This is a genomic window from Kosakonia oryziphila, assembly GCF_900094795.1.
Taxonomy (GTDB): Bacteria; Pseudomonadota; Gammaproteobacteria; order Enterobacterales; family Enterobacteriaceae; genus Kosakonia; species Kosakonia oryziphila.
Genome location: NZ_FMBC01000014.1, coordinates 14,989 through 30,128, shown reverse-complemented (window position 1 = coordinate 30,128; position 15,140 = coordinate 14,989). Strand labels below are relative to the sequence as shown.

The 15,140-nt window shown below is 54.8% G+C and carries 13 protein-coding genes and 1 pseudogene; 3 read left to right on the top strand and 11 right to left on the bottom strand.

What is annotated here, in order from left to right; all coding sequences use genetic code 11:
• The first annotated feature begins 20 nt into the window (after positions 1-20).
• Positions 21-815: an AraC family transcriptional regulator gene (locus tag GA0061070_RS08600; protein WP_090135313.1), complete on the top strand. Its 795-nt coding sequence runs from the start codon at positions 21-23 to the stop codon at positions 813-815.
• A 240-nt stretch (positions 816-1,055) separates the two neighbouring features.
• Positions 1,056-1,520, top strand: a pseudogene (locus GA0061070_RS08595) (substrate binding domain-containing protein); the annotation flags it as partial.
• A 42-nt stretch (positions 1,521-1,562) separates the two neighbouring features.
• Here GA0061070_RS08595 and GA0061070_RS08590 read toward each other — a convergent pair.
• The 5 genes from GA0061070_RS08590 to fusA all read right to left on the bottom strand — a co-directional run bounded on the left by GA0061070_RS08590 (position 1,563) and on the right by fusA (position 8,950).
• Complete coding sequence (locus tag GA0061070_RS08590; protein ID WP_090135312.1) at positions 1,563-3,152, bottom strand: carbohydrate porin; 1,590 nt, start codon at positions 3,150-3,152, stop codon at positions 1,563-1,565.
• Positions 3,153-3,668: 516 nt separating this feature from the next.
• A complete protein-coding gene (locus tag GA0061070_RS08585) occupies positions 3,669-4,694 on the bottom strand; it encodes an LLM class flavin-dependent oxidoreductase (RefSeq protein ID WP_090135310.1) in 1,026 nt (341 codons plus the stop codon).
• Between the two features lie 209 nt (positions 4,695-4,903).
• Positions 4,904-5,836 carry a L,D-transpeptidase gene (gene ldtA / locus GA0061070_RS08580; protein ID WP_090135308.1) on the bottom strand — a complete coding sequence of 311 codons (933 nt, stop codon included), beginning with the start codon at positions 5,834-5,836 and terminating at the stop codon, positions 4,904-4,906.
• 169 nt (positions 5,837-6,005) lie between these two features.
• Positions 6,006-6,515, bottom strand: coding sequence for a DedA family protein (locus GA0061070_RS08575; RefSeq protein ID WP_090135306.1), 510 nt, complete (start codon positions 6,513-6,515; stop codon positions 6,006-6,008).
• Between the two features lie 332 nt (positions 6,516-6,847).
• Positions 6,848-8,950: an elongation factor G gene (gene fusA, locus GA0061070_RS08570; protein ID WP_090135304.1), complete on the bottom strand. Its 2,103-nt coding sequence runs from the start codon at positions 8,948-8,950 to the stop codon at positions 6,848-6,850.
• 221 nt (positions 8,951-9,171) lie between these two features.
• Here fusA and GA0061070_RS08565 point away from each other — a divergent pair, with 221 nt between their 5' ends.
• The gene (locus tag GA0061070_RS08565) at positions 9,172-9,480 is read left to right on the top strand and encodes an ArsR/SmtB family transcription factor (protein WP_090135302.1); all 309 of its coding nucleotides are present in this window, start codon (positions 9,172-9,174) and stop codon (positions 9,478-9,480) included.
• 118 nt (positions 9,481-9,598) lie between these two features.
• Here GA0061070_RS08565 and cobT read toward each other — a convergent pair whose 3' ends face one another.
• From cobT to cbiK, 6 genes are all read right to left on the bottom strand, one after another.
• On the bottom strand, positions 9,599-10,657 hold the full coding sequence (gene cobT / locus GA0061070_RS08560) for a nicotinate-nucleotide--dimethylbenzimidazole phosphoribosyltransferase (protein WP_090135300.1): 1,059 nt from the start codon (positions 10,655-10,657) through the stop codon (positions 9,599-9,601).
• A gap of 27 nt (positions 10,658-10,684) precedes the next feature.
• Entirely contained in the window at positions 10,685-11,422 is a 738-nt protein-coding gene (gene cobS / locus GA0061070_RS08555) for an adenosylcobinamide-GDP ribazoletransferase (protein WP_090135296.1), read from the bottom strand.
• Positions 11,419-11,964, bottom strand: a complete 546-nt coding sequence (gene cobU / locus GA0061070_RS08550; RefSeq protein WP_090135294.1) for a bifunctional adenosylcobinamide kinase/adenosylcobinamide-phosphate guanylyltransferase — start codon at positions 11,962-11,964, stop codon at positions 11,419-11,421. Before cobU ends, cobS begins: the two co-directional genes overlap by 4 nt.
• Positions 11,958-13,481 carry a cobyric acid synthase gene (locus GA0061070_RS08545; RefSeq protein WP_090135292.1) on the bottom strand — a complete coding sequence of 508 codons (1,524 nt, stop codon included), beginning with the start codon at positions 13,479-13,481 and terminating at the stop codon, positions 11,958-11,960. Before GA0061070_RS08545 ends, cobU begins: the two co-directional genes overlap by 7 nt.
• A 147-nt stretch (positions 13,482-13,628) precedes the next feature.
• Positions 13,629-14,339 carry a cobalt-factor II C(20)-methyltransferase gene (locus tag GA0061070_RS08540; RefSeq protein ID WP_090135290.1) on the bottom strand — a complete coding sequence of 237 codons (711 nt, stop codon included), beginning with the start codon at positions 14,337-14,339 and terminating at the stop codon, positions 13,629-13,631.
• The gene (gene cbiK / locus GA0061070_RS08535; protein ID WP_090135288.1) at positions 14,336-15,130 is read right to left on the bottom strand and encodes a sirohydrochlorin cobaltochelatase; all 795 of its coding nucleotides are present in this window, start codon (positions 15,128-15,130) and stop codon (positions 14,336-14,338) included. Before cbiK ends, GA0061070_RS08540 begins: the two co-directional genes overlap by 4 nt.
• Positions 15,131-15,140 lie beyond the last annotated feature (10 nt).

Below are 15,140 nucleotides of genomic sequence, written 5' to 3'. Positions count from 1 at the left end.
CACTAAATGTTGCCAATGCTATGCAGACTAATGATGCCACTCAAGTATTTGATCCTGACGCCACACCGTGCCCTGCCGTTGCACGTCATCTCCAGTTCGTTGATTACGCAGCCGAAGTGCCAATGCATACACACCGCAAGGGACAACTGATCATTGCGCTGTATGGCGCTGTTATCTGTCGCGCGGAAAATGATATATGGATCGTGCCGCCGCACTGTGCTGTCTGGATCCCCGGCGGGATCCCACATAGCGCCAAAGCGACCTGGAACGCGCATCTTAATTATTTATTTATTGAACCCGGCGCCGCAGCACTCCCGGAAAAGTGTTGCACGCTGGCCATTTCTCAGTTGATTAAAGAATTAGTTGACCGTTTAACCCACGAGGGCATTGATTACCCGGCGGATAGCCACGTTGCCAGGCTTACCAGGGTGACGCTCGACGAATTAGCCACCATGCCGCAGCAGAAACTGAGCCTGCCTGTCTCTTCGAATCCCAAAATACGTACCATGGCCGATACGCTGGTAAGCCAGCCGGAGGATCGGAGTACGTTTAAAGAGTGGGCGAAACGCCTGGCAATAAGCGAACGTTCTCTGGCGCGATTGATGTTGCGCGAAACGGGGCTGACCTTTGGACGATGGCGCCAGCAACTCCATTTGATTATTGCGCTACAGGAGTTAGCCAGCGGCGTATCCGTGCAAAACGTGGCGGCTAAATTGGGGTATGAGTCCGTGAATGCATTCATCACTATGTTCAGAAAAACGATGGGCAGCACGCCGGCCCACTATTTTGCCGAACGGAAAACAAGCTCACACTAATTCAGATTCGTGCGCTTCAGCTACCCGTAAAACGGTAACTAAAGCGCATAACCAACTCAACCGGCATCAAAGGGTTATTGCATATCCAACAACCCTCTTTCGTTAAAGGCGTCATATTGCAAAACCTCACCCGATCGCAATGCAGGACAAATCGGGGAAATGGTTAATCGTTTGTCAGCACAATTTTGCCCTGAATACTTCCCCTGGCAGCACGCTGATGGGCAGTCGATGCCTTGGCTAATTGCCATTCGAATGGGTGAGCTTGCGGATTCCAGTCTCCTGTCTCGCCGCCTCCCGCCCTATCAGATAGGTTGTTATGCTTCGCCTGAATATTTATCCCGTTGCACACCTCCGGAGCATTCCAACGACTTAATTGGGCATAAAACGATTAATCTGCGTTACCAGAATACGGGGCAACTTTTTCGCTGGCCGTTCCGCGTCGGAGAGCGGGAAATCGAGATCGTCCCTTCGTCAACGATCATTGTTGAGGCAAGCGAAGCCGTCATCGCCGCAATTACTGCCGGGGCCGGAATAGGCATGGCCGCGAATTTTATGGTGGCTTCCCTGGTAAGGGATAAAAAGTTAGTTCCCGTACTGGCAGATTTTGCGATAGAGCGCCGCAATATTTCGGCTGTCTGGCATGAAAGCCGTCGTTCCAATCCTGCGGTACGCGCATTTCTCGATCATATGCTTAAACATCTTTAACTAAAAAGGCCTGCTATATGCAGGCACAGAATTTTTAATTTATTACCACCACACTTCTGCCTGTACGCCAACGGTGAACTGGTCTCTTTTCGCATCAGCAAACTCAAACTGGCTGATGCCATTATCGTTCACCTTCAGATAAGTTCCATAGAAACGAATTTCAGGGCGCGAGGCCAACAGGCTGGTATCCACTTTCAGCGCATGATAGAGCGTAGCTTTATAACCTGATTCATGATATTCATTGCCGCCAGTTTTATTTTTCTGATCGAACCAGGCAAGCTCCACACCAGTTTGGTTAAACGTATCCCAGATATATGCCGGGCGAACCGCCGCACGAACAGAATTAAAGTCAGTATGGGCACCGCTATTGTAGTCGTAAACATCATTACCGTGAGTATAGACCAGCGCATGCGCCATAATCACATCCGGGCTTAAATAGTTCTCGCCCTGAGAAATCGCGCGAAAGGCTTTGCCGTAACTATGCTCACCATAATATTGGTCATAATAACCGTACGCTGGGTTAGAATCCGAAATTAACGCAAATCCGCTGGCGATGGAGTTATTCGCCGCCTGGAATGTTAATTCGTTAAATCCGCCGTTGCTAAATTTATGCCGCAGAATTAAGCCTCCATGCCAGGCATCTTTGACGCTGTAATAGCTACCATTATCTTCATTTTTATGATTGCTGTTGGTTTCATTGGGCATCGCATAACGCGCAAACATTTCCAGCGATGCTGTATCCCATAGTGGAATATCTTTATAGCGCACCTCTGCGCTGTTGGCGTTAACCTGCTGCGTATTGCCCGAGGTCACATAATCGACCGAATGAGCATTAACATCTTCTCGCGTGATGGCCATATTTAACTTGCCGGGGCCGAGCTGCCAGTTCTCGATACCGAGGCCAGATCCGGCGTTCGTGCGATGGCTTTTCCAGTCAAGCATCTGAATTTCATACACCGGCAGGTTATGTTTACCCACCCAAAAATCCGCTTCCGGCGCAAACGGCAGGAACCCTTTGGTCGTCAGGTAGATATCCGAGAATTGCAGGAGATTTTCCGACGTGCTGTCAAACCAGCCCGCGCTGTACTGCTGGCCAACGTTACCATCCAGTTTGACCACGGCTTTCGCCACCTTGCCGCCAGCATCGTAGACTTTCTGCGACAATTCCAGGTCGAACCAGGCACTGTTTTCCTGACCGAATCGTCCCAGGGAACCAATGGCGTAAGACTTCGGTGCGCCGCGTGTTCCGCTCGACCAGCCGGAGCGGAAGTAGCCTGTGTAACTGAAGCCGAGCTCGTTTTTCACATATTGAGTGATATCCGCCAGTGTCACCTCTTGTGCGGGTGTCGCGCCGGTTGGTGCAGATGTTGCCACATCGGTTTTATCGGCGGAATTATTATTTGCGACAGTACCCGTTTCACGTGCAGGATCCGGCTGTCTGTCAAACCGGGTTTTATATTGCTGTAGCTCTTGCTTAGTAGTCTGTAATTCCTGCTGGTTTTCAGCCAGTGCTTTTTCCAGTAATTCCAGACGCTGTTCAACAGAGAGTTTTGCAGCAGCAGCGCTACCGGAAACCAGCGCAGAAGAGATTAAGAGTGCAATCCATTTCAGTTGATGCTTTTTATTTATCATCTTTTTATTCCTGTTATCCATGGTAATAAATGGGTTGATTAACATGAGCTGGTTAGATATTCAGGCAATACAACCCCGCCTGATGAGACGAATCGAGATCAGGTAGTTAATTATCTGTACCAGTAAAATGAACGGCTGGTTATTCCCCCGGTGGCGCATAGACAAATCATTCATCACGCAAACCAGAACCGTTCACAAAATACGCCGCAACGACTAGCAGAGTATTTCATGCTTTACCCAAACTGGCAGGTAATCGGTATTTTCATGTATTCGCGCCACCTGATAAAAATCCGATACCCTTTCAAAGCCCCAAAAAAAAAACCTGAATCACTTTCCCAGGCAGTAAATGCTCAGAAAAAAGATTCAGGTTTTGCCCGTATTGGTCAGAGAATAATACGGTAGCAATCCAGTTTGTCCTGCGAAAGGATACTGGCTTTTAATTCACTGACAAGCGACAAATCACTCCGTCGCGTTATTTTGTGAACTCACGCAATATTTCACGCCTGTTTTTTCACATTAATCACGCCAGCCCATAGCCGGGGCCACATGCTTAAGAATCGATTCGATCACATGCACGTTGTAATCTACACCCAACTGATTTGGCACGGTCAACAATAAGGTATCGGCTTCAGCAATCGCCTCGTCCTGTTTCAGCATTTCAACCAGTTTTTCCGGCTCTGCCGCGTAGCTACGACCAAACACCGCACGGGTTTTCTCATCAAGGAACCCCACTTTGTCCTGATCGTTGCGGCTGCTGCCGAAATAAGCGCGGTCGCGATCGTCCATCAGCGCAAAAATGCTGCGGCTAACGGAAACGCGCGGCGTGCGCTGGTGCCCTGCTTCTGCCCAGGCCGCACGATACGCGCGGATCTGCTGCGCCTGCTGAATGTGGAATGGCTCTCCGGTTTCATCGTCTTTCAGCGTAGAGCTTTGCAAATTCATCCCCAGTTTTGCTGCCCAGACAGCGGTCGCATTCGAACCTGCTCCCCACCAGATACGCTCACGCAAACCCGCAGAATAAGGTTCCAGACGTAAAAGTCCGGGCGGATTCGGAAACATCGGCTGTGGGTTTGGCGTGGCGAACGCTTCACCTTTCAGGATCTCCAGCAACGTTTCGGTGCGATGACGCGCCATGTCGGCCTCACTCTCGCCTTCGTCGGGTTGATAACCGAAATAGCGCCAGCCATCAATCACCTGCTCTGGCGAACCCCGACTGATCCCCAGTTGCAGGCGACCGCCGGAAATAAGGTCTGCCGCGCCTGCATCTTCGGCCATATAGAGCGGGTTTTCATAGCGCATATCAATAACACCGGTGCCGATCTCGATATTGCGGGTTTTCGCACCGATGGCGGCCAGCAGCGGGAAAGGAGAACTGAGCTGACGGGCAAAATGGTGTACGCGGAAATAGGCACCATCCGCGCCCAGCTCTTCAGCGGCAACCGCCAGATCGATGGATTGCAACAGTGCATCAGCGGCTGAGCGAGTGGCAGATTGCGCTGAAGGCGTCCAGTGACCAAAGGTCAAAAATCCGATCTTTTTCATGGCTTCGGGGGTCCTTTTAGGAAAAACGCAGCAGGCGGAATATATTTACGCCACATACCAATATATGCGCCGCTTATCCTGCCCTTGAGTCCCCCTACTCTACGCACTATCTGATGCAAATAAATATCATTTATTTAACATTAAGCTTCAAATTAATTGATGCCCGCTGCGGGATGGCTCTCCAACTGCACAACCAGCCCGCCGCCAGATTACAGGTGCTGCCCGGGTTGAATACTAATATTCACCGGCATCCCCGAACGGCGTTCAAGTTCGGCAGATGCCCGGCTAACATTGACCTCGTTACCTTTCATCAGTGTCTGTAGCATCGGCGTGGCCGGTAAGGGAACTTTATTACTGGATTCAAATTCTGCGCGATTGCGCGAGAGGGGTTCGTGAACTTCCAGCCAGCGGCTGCCGTCTGGCTCGGTGGTCATTTTCACCGGTTGATCGATAACCTGCACACGCGTCCCGACCGGAACGTTATCAAACAGATATTTGATATCCGCATTACGCAGGCGAATACAGCCCTGACTGACGCGTAAACCAATACCGAAGTTGGCATTGGTGCCATGAATGGCATACAGCTTACCGATATAGATAGCATACAACCCCATCGGGTTGTCCGGCCCGGCAGGTACAAAAGCGGGCAAAGTTTTCCCCTCTGCGGCATAGGCTTGACGGGTTTTGGGCGTCGGCGTCCAGGTCGGCCCTGCTTGTTTACGCTCCACCGAGGTAACCCAGTTACGCGGCGTTTCTCGTCCCGCCTGACCAATACCAATCGGCAGGATCTCCACCGTGTTGCTCTCTTTCGGGTAATAGTAAATGCGCATCTCCGCAACGTTGACGACAATGCCTTCACGCACCGTATCAGGCAGGATTACCTGTTGGGGAATAATTAGCTTTGAACCCGCTTTCGGCAGGAACGGATCGGCATCGGGGTTCGCCTCCAGCAAGTTGCTCAACCCCTGTCCGTACTTCGCGGCAAAGGCTTCAAGCGGCAATGTATTGCCCCGCTCGATAGTGATGGTTTGCGGGCTTCCCACCAGCCTGCTGCCCTCGGGTGGCAAAGGGTAGCTGACTGCCAGCGCAGCGCGGGTGGAGATCAGGGCAAGCAGACAGCAAAGCAGTTTTACGCGGCACATGGTGACATTCCTTAAAAACGGCGGAGACAAGATAAGCATAGTCCGTTTTACACATTTTCTGCTTTTTTACAGCAGGTTATGACGCAGCGAGAAAACTTACACTCCCGGTTTATCGTGCGTGGTGAATACTATACGCGCGGTAAAAATCCTGACATACCGGGATAGGCTCTTAGCTAAAAAAAGGCAAAACGAGACTAAAGCCGCCAACATACAGCACTGACCAGCTCGCCGCAGAGATCAGACTGACTGCATACACTTTCACCGGATGAAGCCGCAACATTCCAGCTACCAACGGCACAATGTAACGCAGCACGGCAATAAAGCGTGAGGTGAAAAGTACCGGTACAGTACTGTTTTGCAACCGACGGCGAACCCGCACTACGGTATCGGCATGACGCGACATTATGCGTGCAAACCAGGGCAGATGCCCCATCATCATACCAAGATGATAATTAACGATTGTCCCACACCATGCGCCAATCATGACAGCAATTCCCGCCTCCCATGTTGAAAGCACCGCATTACCGACGGAAATTACAGCGGCCAACATAACAGATGCTGGCGGTAATACCGTTGAAATAAGGAACGTAGATTTTGCGAATGCTATTACAAAAAGGAGTCCCCACAATCTGAATGGATGAAGCGCTAAATGGCTCATCAGGGCGTTTACCCACTCCATGAATGTTCCTTCTCCTGTTAGTAAACGTTTTTATACCAACTTTTTATGGTTCACCAAATGCTTGTGTATAGCCTGCCCGGACGCTGAAAAACCCTTATAAATCAGCGCTAATAAACCAGCACCCTGGTGTGGTAAGTTCTGGCGAAAGAGTTAAGAACGGTGCCAGCGCACCGCGGAAAAAATTCTGACATTTCTGGCAAGCAGGCATAGAGATGATCGCATTAAATAGGTTGCTCAAACCAGTAGATCACAAATTCTATGCCTGCTTTTTTACCCGCCCATTACTGAGATCCCTCAGCGCCGTAGCGGAGTTTAGGTTCAGAACATCGCGGTCATCCTTTGGCGCGACTGGAGATGATCTCGTCCGCCACATTGCGCGGCGCTTCCGCGTAGTGATGGAACTCCATGCTGTAGGTTGCACGCCCCTGAGACATGGAGCGCAGCGTGGTGGAGTAACCGAACATCTCGGCCAGCGGCACGTCAGCGCGAATGATCTGGCTGCCGAAGCGCTCTTCCATGCCCTGCACCATACCGCGACGGGAAGAGAGATCGCCCATAATATTACCAGCGTACTCTTCCGGCGTTTCCACCTCTACGTGCATCACCGGCTCCAGAATTGCCGGATCCGCTTTGCGCGCACCCTCTTTGAAACCAAAGATGGCCGCCATGCGGAACGCCATTTCCGACGAGTCGACATCATGGTAGGAGCCGAATGTCAGCGTCGCTTTCACATCCACCACCGGATAACCAGCCAGCACGCCGCTGTTCATAGCTTCACGTAGCCCTTTCTCCACGGAGGGAATGTACTCGCGCGGCACCACGCCGCCTTTGGTGGCGTCTTCAAAGACAAAGCCGCTACCCGGCTCCAGCGGTTCGAGCGTCAGCACCACGTGGCCATACTGCCCTTTCCCACCGGACTGACGAACAAACTTGCCTTCAATGTCTTTCACGGTTTTACGCAGCGTTTCACGGTAAGTCACCTGCGGGCGACCGATGTTCGCTTCCACGCCGAACTCACGTTTCATACGGTCGACGATAATCTCCAGGTGCAGCTCGCCCATACCAGAAATGATCGTCTGGCCGGACTCTTCATCCGTGTGCAGACGGAACGACGGGTCTTCGGAGGCCAGCCGTTGCAGCGCGATACCCATTTTTTCCTGGTCCGCTTTGGTTTTCGGCTCGATAGCCAGCGAAATCACCGGTTCCGGGAATTCCATACGCTCCAGCGTGATCACTGCATCCGGGTCACTTAGGGTATCGCCGGTGGTGACATCTTTCAGCCCGACACAGGCTGCGATATCGCCGGTACGCAGCTCATCCACTTCATGGCGATCATTGGCATGCATCTGCACGATACGACCAATACGCTCTTTCTTACCTTTCACCGGGTTATAGACCGCATCACCTTTTTTCAGCACGCCGGAATAGACGCGGATAAAAGTGAGCTGGCCGACATACGGGTCGGTCATCAGTTTAAACGCCAGCGCCGAGAACGGTTCTTCATCGCTCGGGTGGCGTTCCGCAGGCCGGCCTTTTTCATCCACGCCCTGAATGGCAGGAATATCCAGCGGCGATGGCATCAGTTCGACAACCGCATCAAGCATGCGCTGCACACCTTTGTTTTTAAAGGCGCTGCCACACAGCATCGGCTGGATCTCCCCGGCGACCGTACGTTTACGCAGACCGGCAATGATTTCGTCTTCATTGAGCGAACCCGTTTCCAGATATTTATCCATCAACGCTTCACTGGCTTCCGCCGCCGCAGAGACCATTTTTTCCCGCCACTCCAGTGCGGTCGCCTGTAATTCTTCCGGCACCGGCGCGTAGCTGAAGACCATGCCCTGCGTAGCGTCATCCCAGATGATTTCACGCATTTTGATCAAATCCACTACGCCGGTGAAATGCTCTTCAGCGCCAATAGGGATCACGATCGGCACCGGGTTGGCTTTCAGACGATCAATCATCATCTGCACCACACGGAAGAAATCCGCGCCGGGGCGATCCATCTTGTTGACGAAGGCCAGACGCGGCACGTGATATTTGTTGGCCTGCCGCCAGACGGTTTCCGATTGCGGCTGCACGCCGCCCACCGAGTCATACACCATGACTGCGCCGTCGAGTACGCGCATGGAGCGTTCCACTTCAATGGTGAAATCCACATGCCCAGGGGTGTCGATAATGTTGATACGGTGCGGCTCATAACTTCTGTCCATACCGGGCCAGAAGCAGCTTACCGCCGCAGAAGTAATGGTGATCCCGCGCTCCTGCTCCTGTTCCATCCAGTCGGTTGTTGCCGCGCCATCATGTACTTCCCCCAGTTTGTGGCTCATTCCGGTGTAAAACAGGATGCGCTCGGTGGTGGTTGTTTTACCGGCATCGATATGCGCGGAGATACCGATGTTGCGATAACGTTCGAGGGGGATGGGTCGGGGCATGATGCGTCCTTAGTCATTTGACTTTTAACTCGCGGCCGGAATTGGCCGCAATTCACTGGCATGTATCATAGTACAACTGTACGAGTATATTCGAACTATTTTTGCTATTATAACGATTGGTTGAGCCAGGACTGACGTCGTGGCTTTAAAAATTGAGTTTGCGTATAGTACCGGCCCGACCGTGACTTTCTTAAACCAGGCCTTCGCCACACAGGAATATTATGATCGCTAATCACCCAGAACGTGAGCAATTTCGCCTGGAAAATGTGCTCTTCGCCCTCGGTAACCCGCTGCGCCTGGCGATGATCAAACGGCTCGCCGATGGCGCTGAACTGAGCTGCAATACATTGCGACCGCAGGATGTTGCGAAGTCAACCATGACGCATCACTGGCGCGTACTGCGCGATAGCGGCGTGGTCTGGCAGCGCCCACAGGGGCGGGAAAATATGATTTCGCTGCGCCGGGAAGATCTGGATGCCTGCTTCCCGGGGCTGCTGGATACGCTGTTAAAGGTAATGGAGCGGCAATAAACCGGCGTCAGCCGCCACCTGCAACGTTGACTCGCCGAGGATGACAGGCGGCGAGTTAGCAACACTTCCCCCACGGGACGTTTTTCCATCACCCGCTTGATTAGTCCAGCGGGCACATTTATTTAGTTTCCGGCAGTACGATATTGCTCGCCGCCAGCGTGCCCATCTTGTTGTAAATCGCGCAGGCAGCATCCACCAGTTGCATCGCCAGCGCCGCGCCGCTACCCTCGCCGAGCCGCATGCCCATATTGAGATACGGCTCCAGGCCTAAATGTTCGAGTGCGATGCGCGCGCCTTTTTCCGCCGAGAGATGCGACGGGATCAGATACGGCTTAACCTGCGGCGCGATACGGCAGGCGGCCAGCGCCGAGGCGTAAGAGAGGAAACCATCAAGCACCACCGGCAAACCGCAGGTTGCGGCGCCGAGGATCACGCCGGTCATGCCGAGCAGATCATAACCGCCCACTTTCTCCAGCACGTCAAGGCCATCGGCCGCATCCGGCTGGTTCACCGCAATGGCTCTGCGCACCACCTGCGCTTTATGACCGAGCAGCGTTTCCGGCAGATTGGCACCGATACCGACCACCGATTCCGGCGCTTCACCGGTCAGCACGCTGACAATCGCCGCGGCGGGCGTGGTGTTGGCCATTCCCAGTTCGCCAACGCCAAACAGCGTCACGCCCTGCGCCGCCAGTTCACGGGTATAACGCATCGTTTCCAACAGCAGTTCCTGCGCCTGCCCGTGGCTCATCGCCGGACCGTTGGCGATATTCCCGCTACCGCGCGCTACCTTCATATTGACAATCCCCGGGATCGGATCAGCATCAATACCGACATCCAGCACATGCACTTTCGCCCCGGCCTGCGCCGCCAGCACACAGACGCCCGTGGTGCCCTGTGTCATGTTCGCCGCCTGAATGGCGGTCACCACCTGCGGTGAAATCGCCACGCCTTCATGCCAGACACCGTGATCGGCGCACATCACCACAATCGCTTTTTCCGCGATCTGTGGCGCGCCATTCAGCCCCGGCATACCGGCCAGTTGTACCGCTAGTGCTTCCAGTCGCCCCAGACTGCCTTGCGGCTTCAGTAAACCATCCAGATGAACCCGTGCCTGCGCCATCGCCACGTCATCGGGTGCCGGAATGCTTGCCAGTAATGTCGTTAATCTCTGCATGCTGTTTCTCGTTATGTTGTGGGCTGTTTATAACAGCGCCAGAAGAAAAATCAGTTCGCCAAGCTCAATGGCAGCGCCAAGCGTATCGCCGGTCTGCCCGCCAAGCGTGCGCTTCAGCATCTGCCCGAGCAGAAATACCGCCGCCAGCGTCACCAGCAGCGCCATAAGCCCTTTCGCGCCCAGCAACCCGATCGTTACCAGCGCGGTAATGATGAGCGTGACTGACGTATCGCGCCCCGAAACTTTGCCGATAAACAGATTGCCAAGCCCCTCTTCACGGGCGTAGCGATGACCGAACATCAGTAGCACCGCGCAGCCACGTCCGGCAGCACAGGCCGCTGCCAGTGCTGCGATCATCGGCGCATCACGCAGTTGCAGTTCACTAAGGGTGAGGATTTTCGCGGCCAGCACAAACACCAGCGCCAGACCGCCATGTGTGCCGAGACGGCTGTCACGCATGATCTCCAGCATCCGCTCGCGCCGCCGGGCGGAAAAAACGCCGTCGCAGGTATCGGCAAGACCATCAAGATGGAAGCCACCGGTCAGCAGCGCCAGCGCCAGCACGCAGAACAGCGCTGCCAGCGGTGCGCCGCACCACGGCTGTAATATCACCAGTACGCCGCCGCTAATAGCGCCCAGTAGCGCGCCGATCAGGGGAAAAGTGACAATCCCGCGCACATAATCGGCGACATCCAGCCCCTGTACCCAACGCTCTGGTACCGGCAGACGGCTGATAAACGACAGCGTGGCGAAGAACAGTTTCATTTGATTTTGACTCCAATTCCGGAAACCACTAGCCAGACGTGATCCGCCGCCTGCGCCAGCCGCTGATTGACGCGCCCGGCAATATCGCGGAAATGCCGTGCGAGGCGGTTTTCAGGCACAATGCCCATTCCCACTTCATTGGTGACCAGCACCACTGGCGACGGGCAGGCCACGCAGGCGGCTATCAGCGCCTCAATTTCCTGCTGTACCTGTGTTTCCAGCACGGTGTAATCCCACTGTTCCGGGTCACGCTCGCCGCCAAAGGCAAACAGCAGATTGGTCGTCAGCGTGGTAATACACTCCAGAAGTACGGCTTCGCGGCTATCGTTGGCGGGAGTAATGATCTCAGCCAACTGCTGCCAGCGCTCCTCGGTACGCCAGTGGGCCGGGCGGCTCGCCCGATGGTGTGCAATACGCGCCGCCATTTCTGCATCAAAGATCTGCGAAGTGGCGATATAGAGTACGCGACTGGCGTCTGCAACCAGCGACTCGGCGTGGCGGCTCTTGCCGCTGCGCGCCCCGCCGGTAACAAGGGTTAACATGTTTGCTCCTGATGTTGCTGCATAATCTGGTAGATACGATCGATGTCGACATGCTTGCGCATGGCGTCGGCGAGGATATCAAACTGCTGCGCTTTATAGTCGGCATAATTCACGGTTATATCGAGCGGCCCCAACCCTTTACGCTCGCGCAGGCCGTTCAACAAGGCGCGGGTAAACGCATCGCTGTCGAACAGGCCGTGCAGATAAGTGCCAAACACCAGACCGTCATCACTGATCGCGCCATCCGCGACACGCTGACCGTTTTTTTCTAACCACAGCGCCGGGCGGCAACTGCTTTGCAATGTTGTTTCGCCCATATGGAGCTCATATCCGCGCAGCGCCAGCCCGGCGCAGTTCGCCAGCCAGCCAGCTAATGTCTCTTGTAGACGGGCCTCAACAAGCGTGGTGGTTTTATCCTGCGCGAAATGGGTAATGGTATCGAGCAGCCCCAGCCCTGGCTGCGTACCTAACCCGGACTCCACCTCGTCGACGATCGTCGTGCCGAGCATCTGGTAGCCACCACAAACGCCGATTGTCGGCACGCCCGCGCAATGCCTGGCAAGCAGCGCCTTCGCCAACCCGCTTTCGCGTAGCCAGTGAAGATCGCCGAGGGTATTTTTACTGCCCGGTAAAATCACCAGATCCGCGCCCTGCAACGCATCGGGCGAGCGCACGTAATGCACGCGCACATCCGGCTGCGCCGCCAGCGCGTTAAAATCGGTGAAGTTGGAAATATGTGGAAACTGCACCACCGCAATATCCAGTGCCCGCTCGCCGGTGCGCAGGTATTTGCCACGTTGCAGCGCCACACCATCTTCATCTTCGAGATCGACCTCCAGCCACGGCATCACACCGATAACCGGAACACCCGTCAGTTCTTCAATCTGTTTTATGCCTGGCGTCAGTAGCGCAACGTCACCGCGGAATTTATTGATAATCACCCCTTTTACCCGCCAGCGCTCATGCTGCTGGAGCAGCGCCAGCGTACCGTAAATGGCCGCGAAGACGCCGCCGCGATCGATATCCGCCACCAGGATAACCGGGCACGCGGCCATTTCCGCCATGCCCATGTTGACGATATCCCGATCGCGCAGGTTGATCTCCGCCGGGCTGCCTGCCCCTTCCAGCACCAGCGCGTCGTACTCCTGCGCCAGACTTTGCCAGACACGCATAATTTGCGCCCGCAAATGCGGTTTGTAGTCGTGATAGCTAACGGCATCCATGTCGGTCGCCACTTTGCCCATCAGCACCACTTGTGCTTTACGGTCGCTGGTGGGTTTAAGCAGCACCGGATTCATCCGCACATCCGGTACAATACCCGCCGCTTCCGCCTGGAATATTTGCGCGCGCCCCATCTCCTGGCCATCCGGCGTAATACCAGAATTGAGCGCCATATTCTGCGATTTAAAGGGAGCGGTTTTCAGCCCATCCTGATAAAAAATGCGGCACAGCCCGGCCACCAGCACGCTTTTACCCACGTCCGAGGCGGTGCCCTGCAACATAATCGCCAGTGTCATGACGCCTCCTTAACCCGCATCGCCCACATACGGGCATAAAATTCACGCAGCAGATGTTTTGCCTGCATCAACCGCGCGCCAACCCCGACATCAGCAGCAGCGCAGCGGCAAGCCCACAGCACGGCAGCAGTTTCCGTTGTTGCGTTTTCATCTTCTCTCCCACTGTTTATTCACCAGAATGGTCGAAAAATAGGGCAGCGGTTGGTCATCAGGGACCTCGCTAAGCTGCCGCCAGCACTGCTCGCCGGGCAGGGTAGCTTCCGCCATCATCAGGGCGTGTGCTAAAAGCCCCGCTTGTGCCAGCAGCGCTTTGATTCGGGCAAAACGGCCATAGACTTTCATCAGCACCAGGCTGTCATGTTGCTGTAACGCCTGGCGGATTTCCTCCTCCGGCGCGGTACAGGACACTACGCCCAGCGACTGTTGCTCCATTGCCAGCGGCACCTGCGCACGTGCGGCAATGGCAGCAAACGACGTGACGCCAGGGACAATCTCCAACCACTGCGGCTGGCCAAGCCGTTGCAGCAGGAATACCCAGGTGCTGAACAGCATCGCATCGCCGAGAGTAATAAACCCCACCTGTTTACCGGCCTGCACTTCCGCTGCCAGCGCGGCGGCGACGTCGTCCCATACCGCTTCTTTTTCCGCGCTGTCAGCGCTCATTGGAAAGTGGCAACAGCGTACTTCGGTCTGCACATTGAGGTACTCTCGCACAATGGAAAGCGCCAGACTGTCGCCGCCTTTGCGCCCAGCCGGAGCATACAGCACATCGAGCTGTCCGAGAATGCGCGCACCGCGCACGGTGATCAGATCAGTAGCACCTGGGCCGGTACTCAGTGCATAGAGTTTACCGCTCATGCTGCAACCTCCGTCACCTGCGCCAGCGCCTGATGCAGATGCTGAACAAACATCGCGCGCACGTCGACATTCTCGCCCAGGCCCTGTAACCACGGCGTCGCGGCAATACCGACGCGCTCAAACTGCGTCTTCCACGAATCGTCGTCATCCGACGCCATGTCATTGATCGCATGATCGCCCGCCACCAGCATCAGCGGCATCAGGTGCACCGCTTTCACGCCTTCACGACGAAATGCGTCGATCAGCAGATCGATTTCCGGGTAGCTCTCAACCGCGCCAACCCGTGCCGGAAAACGGTGCGCCGCCATCATATGGTCGAGGCAGGCGTAAGCCGCAAAAGCGTGATGGCTGGCGCCGTGGCCCATAAACACCACGCGCTCATCGGCAGCAACCTGGGGCATCTGCCGGGAGAGCGCCTGCATCAGATGCAGATAATCTTCGTGACTGTTAAGCAACGGCGCGCCAATCACCAGCCGTTTGAACAGCGGGCGCAGTGTCTGGACTTCACGAGCGATTTTTTCGTATTCGTCACCATTGATAATGTGCAGCGACTGGATCGCCACATCCTGATATCCCTGTTCTGCCAGCTTTTGCAACGCCTCCAGCGGCGTGTCGATATGCAGGTTATCGCGTTGTTTGAGCTTGCGAATTATCATCCCGGAGGTAAAGGCGCGAAACAGCGTACGATCCGGGCAGCTCGCCGCCAGATCGCGCTCGCAGGCGACAATGTTTTTTTCACAGGTGTCGTGATAACTGGTGCCAAAGCTCACCACCAAAAGGGCTTTCTTCATGCTGTTCTCC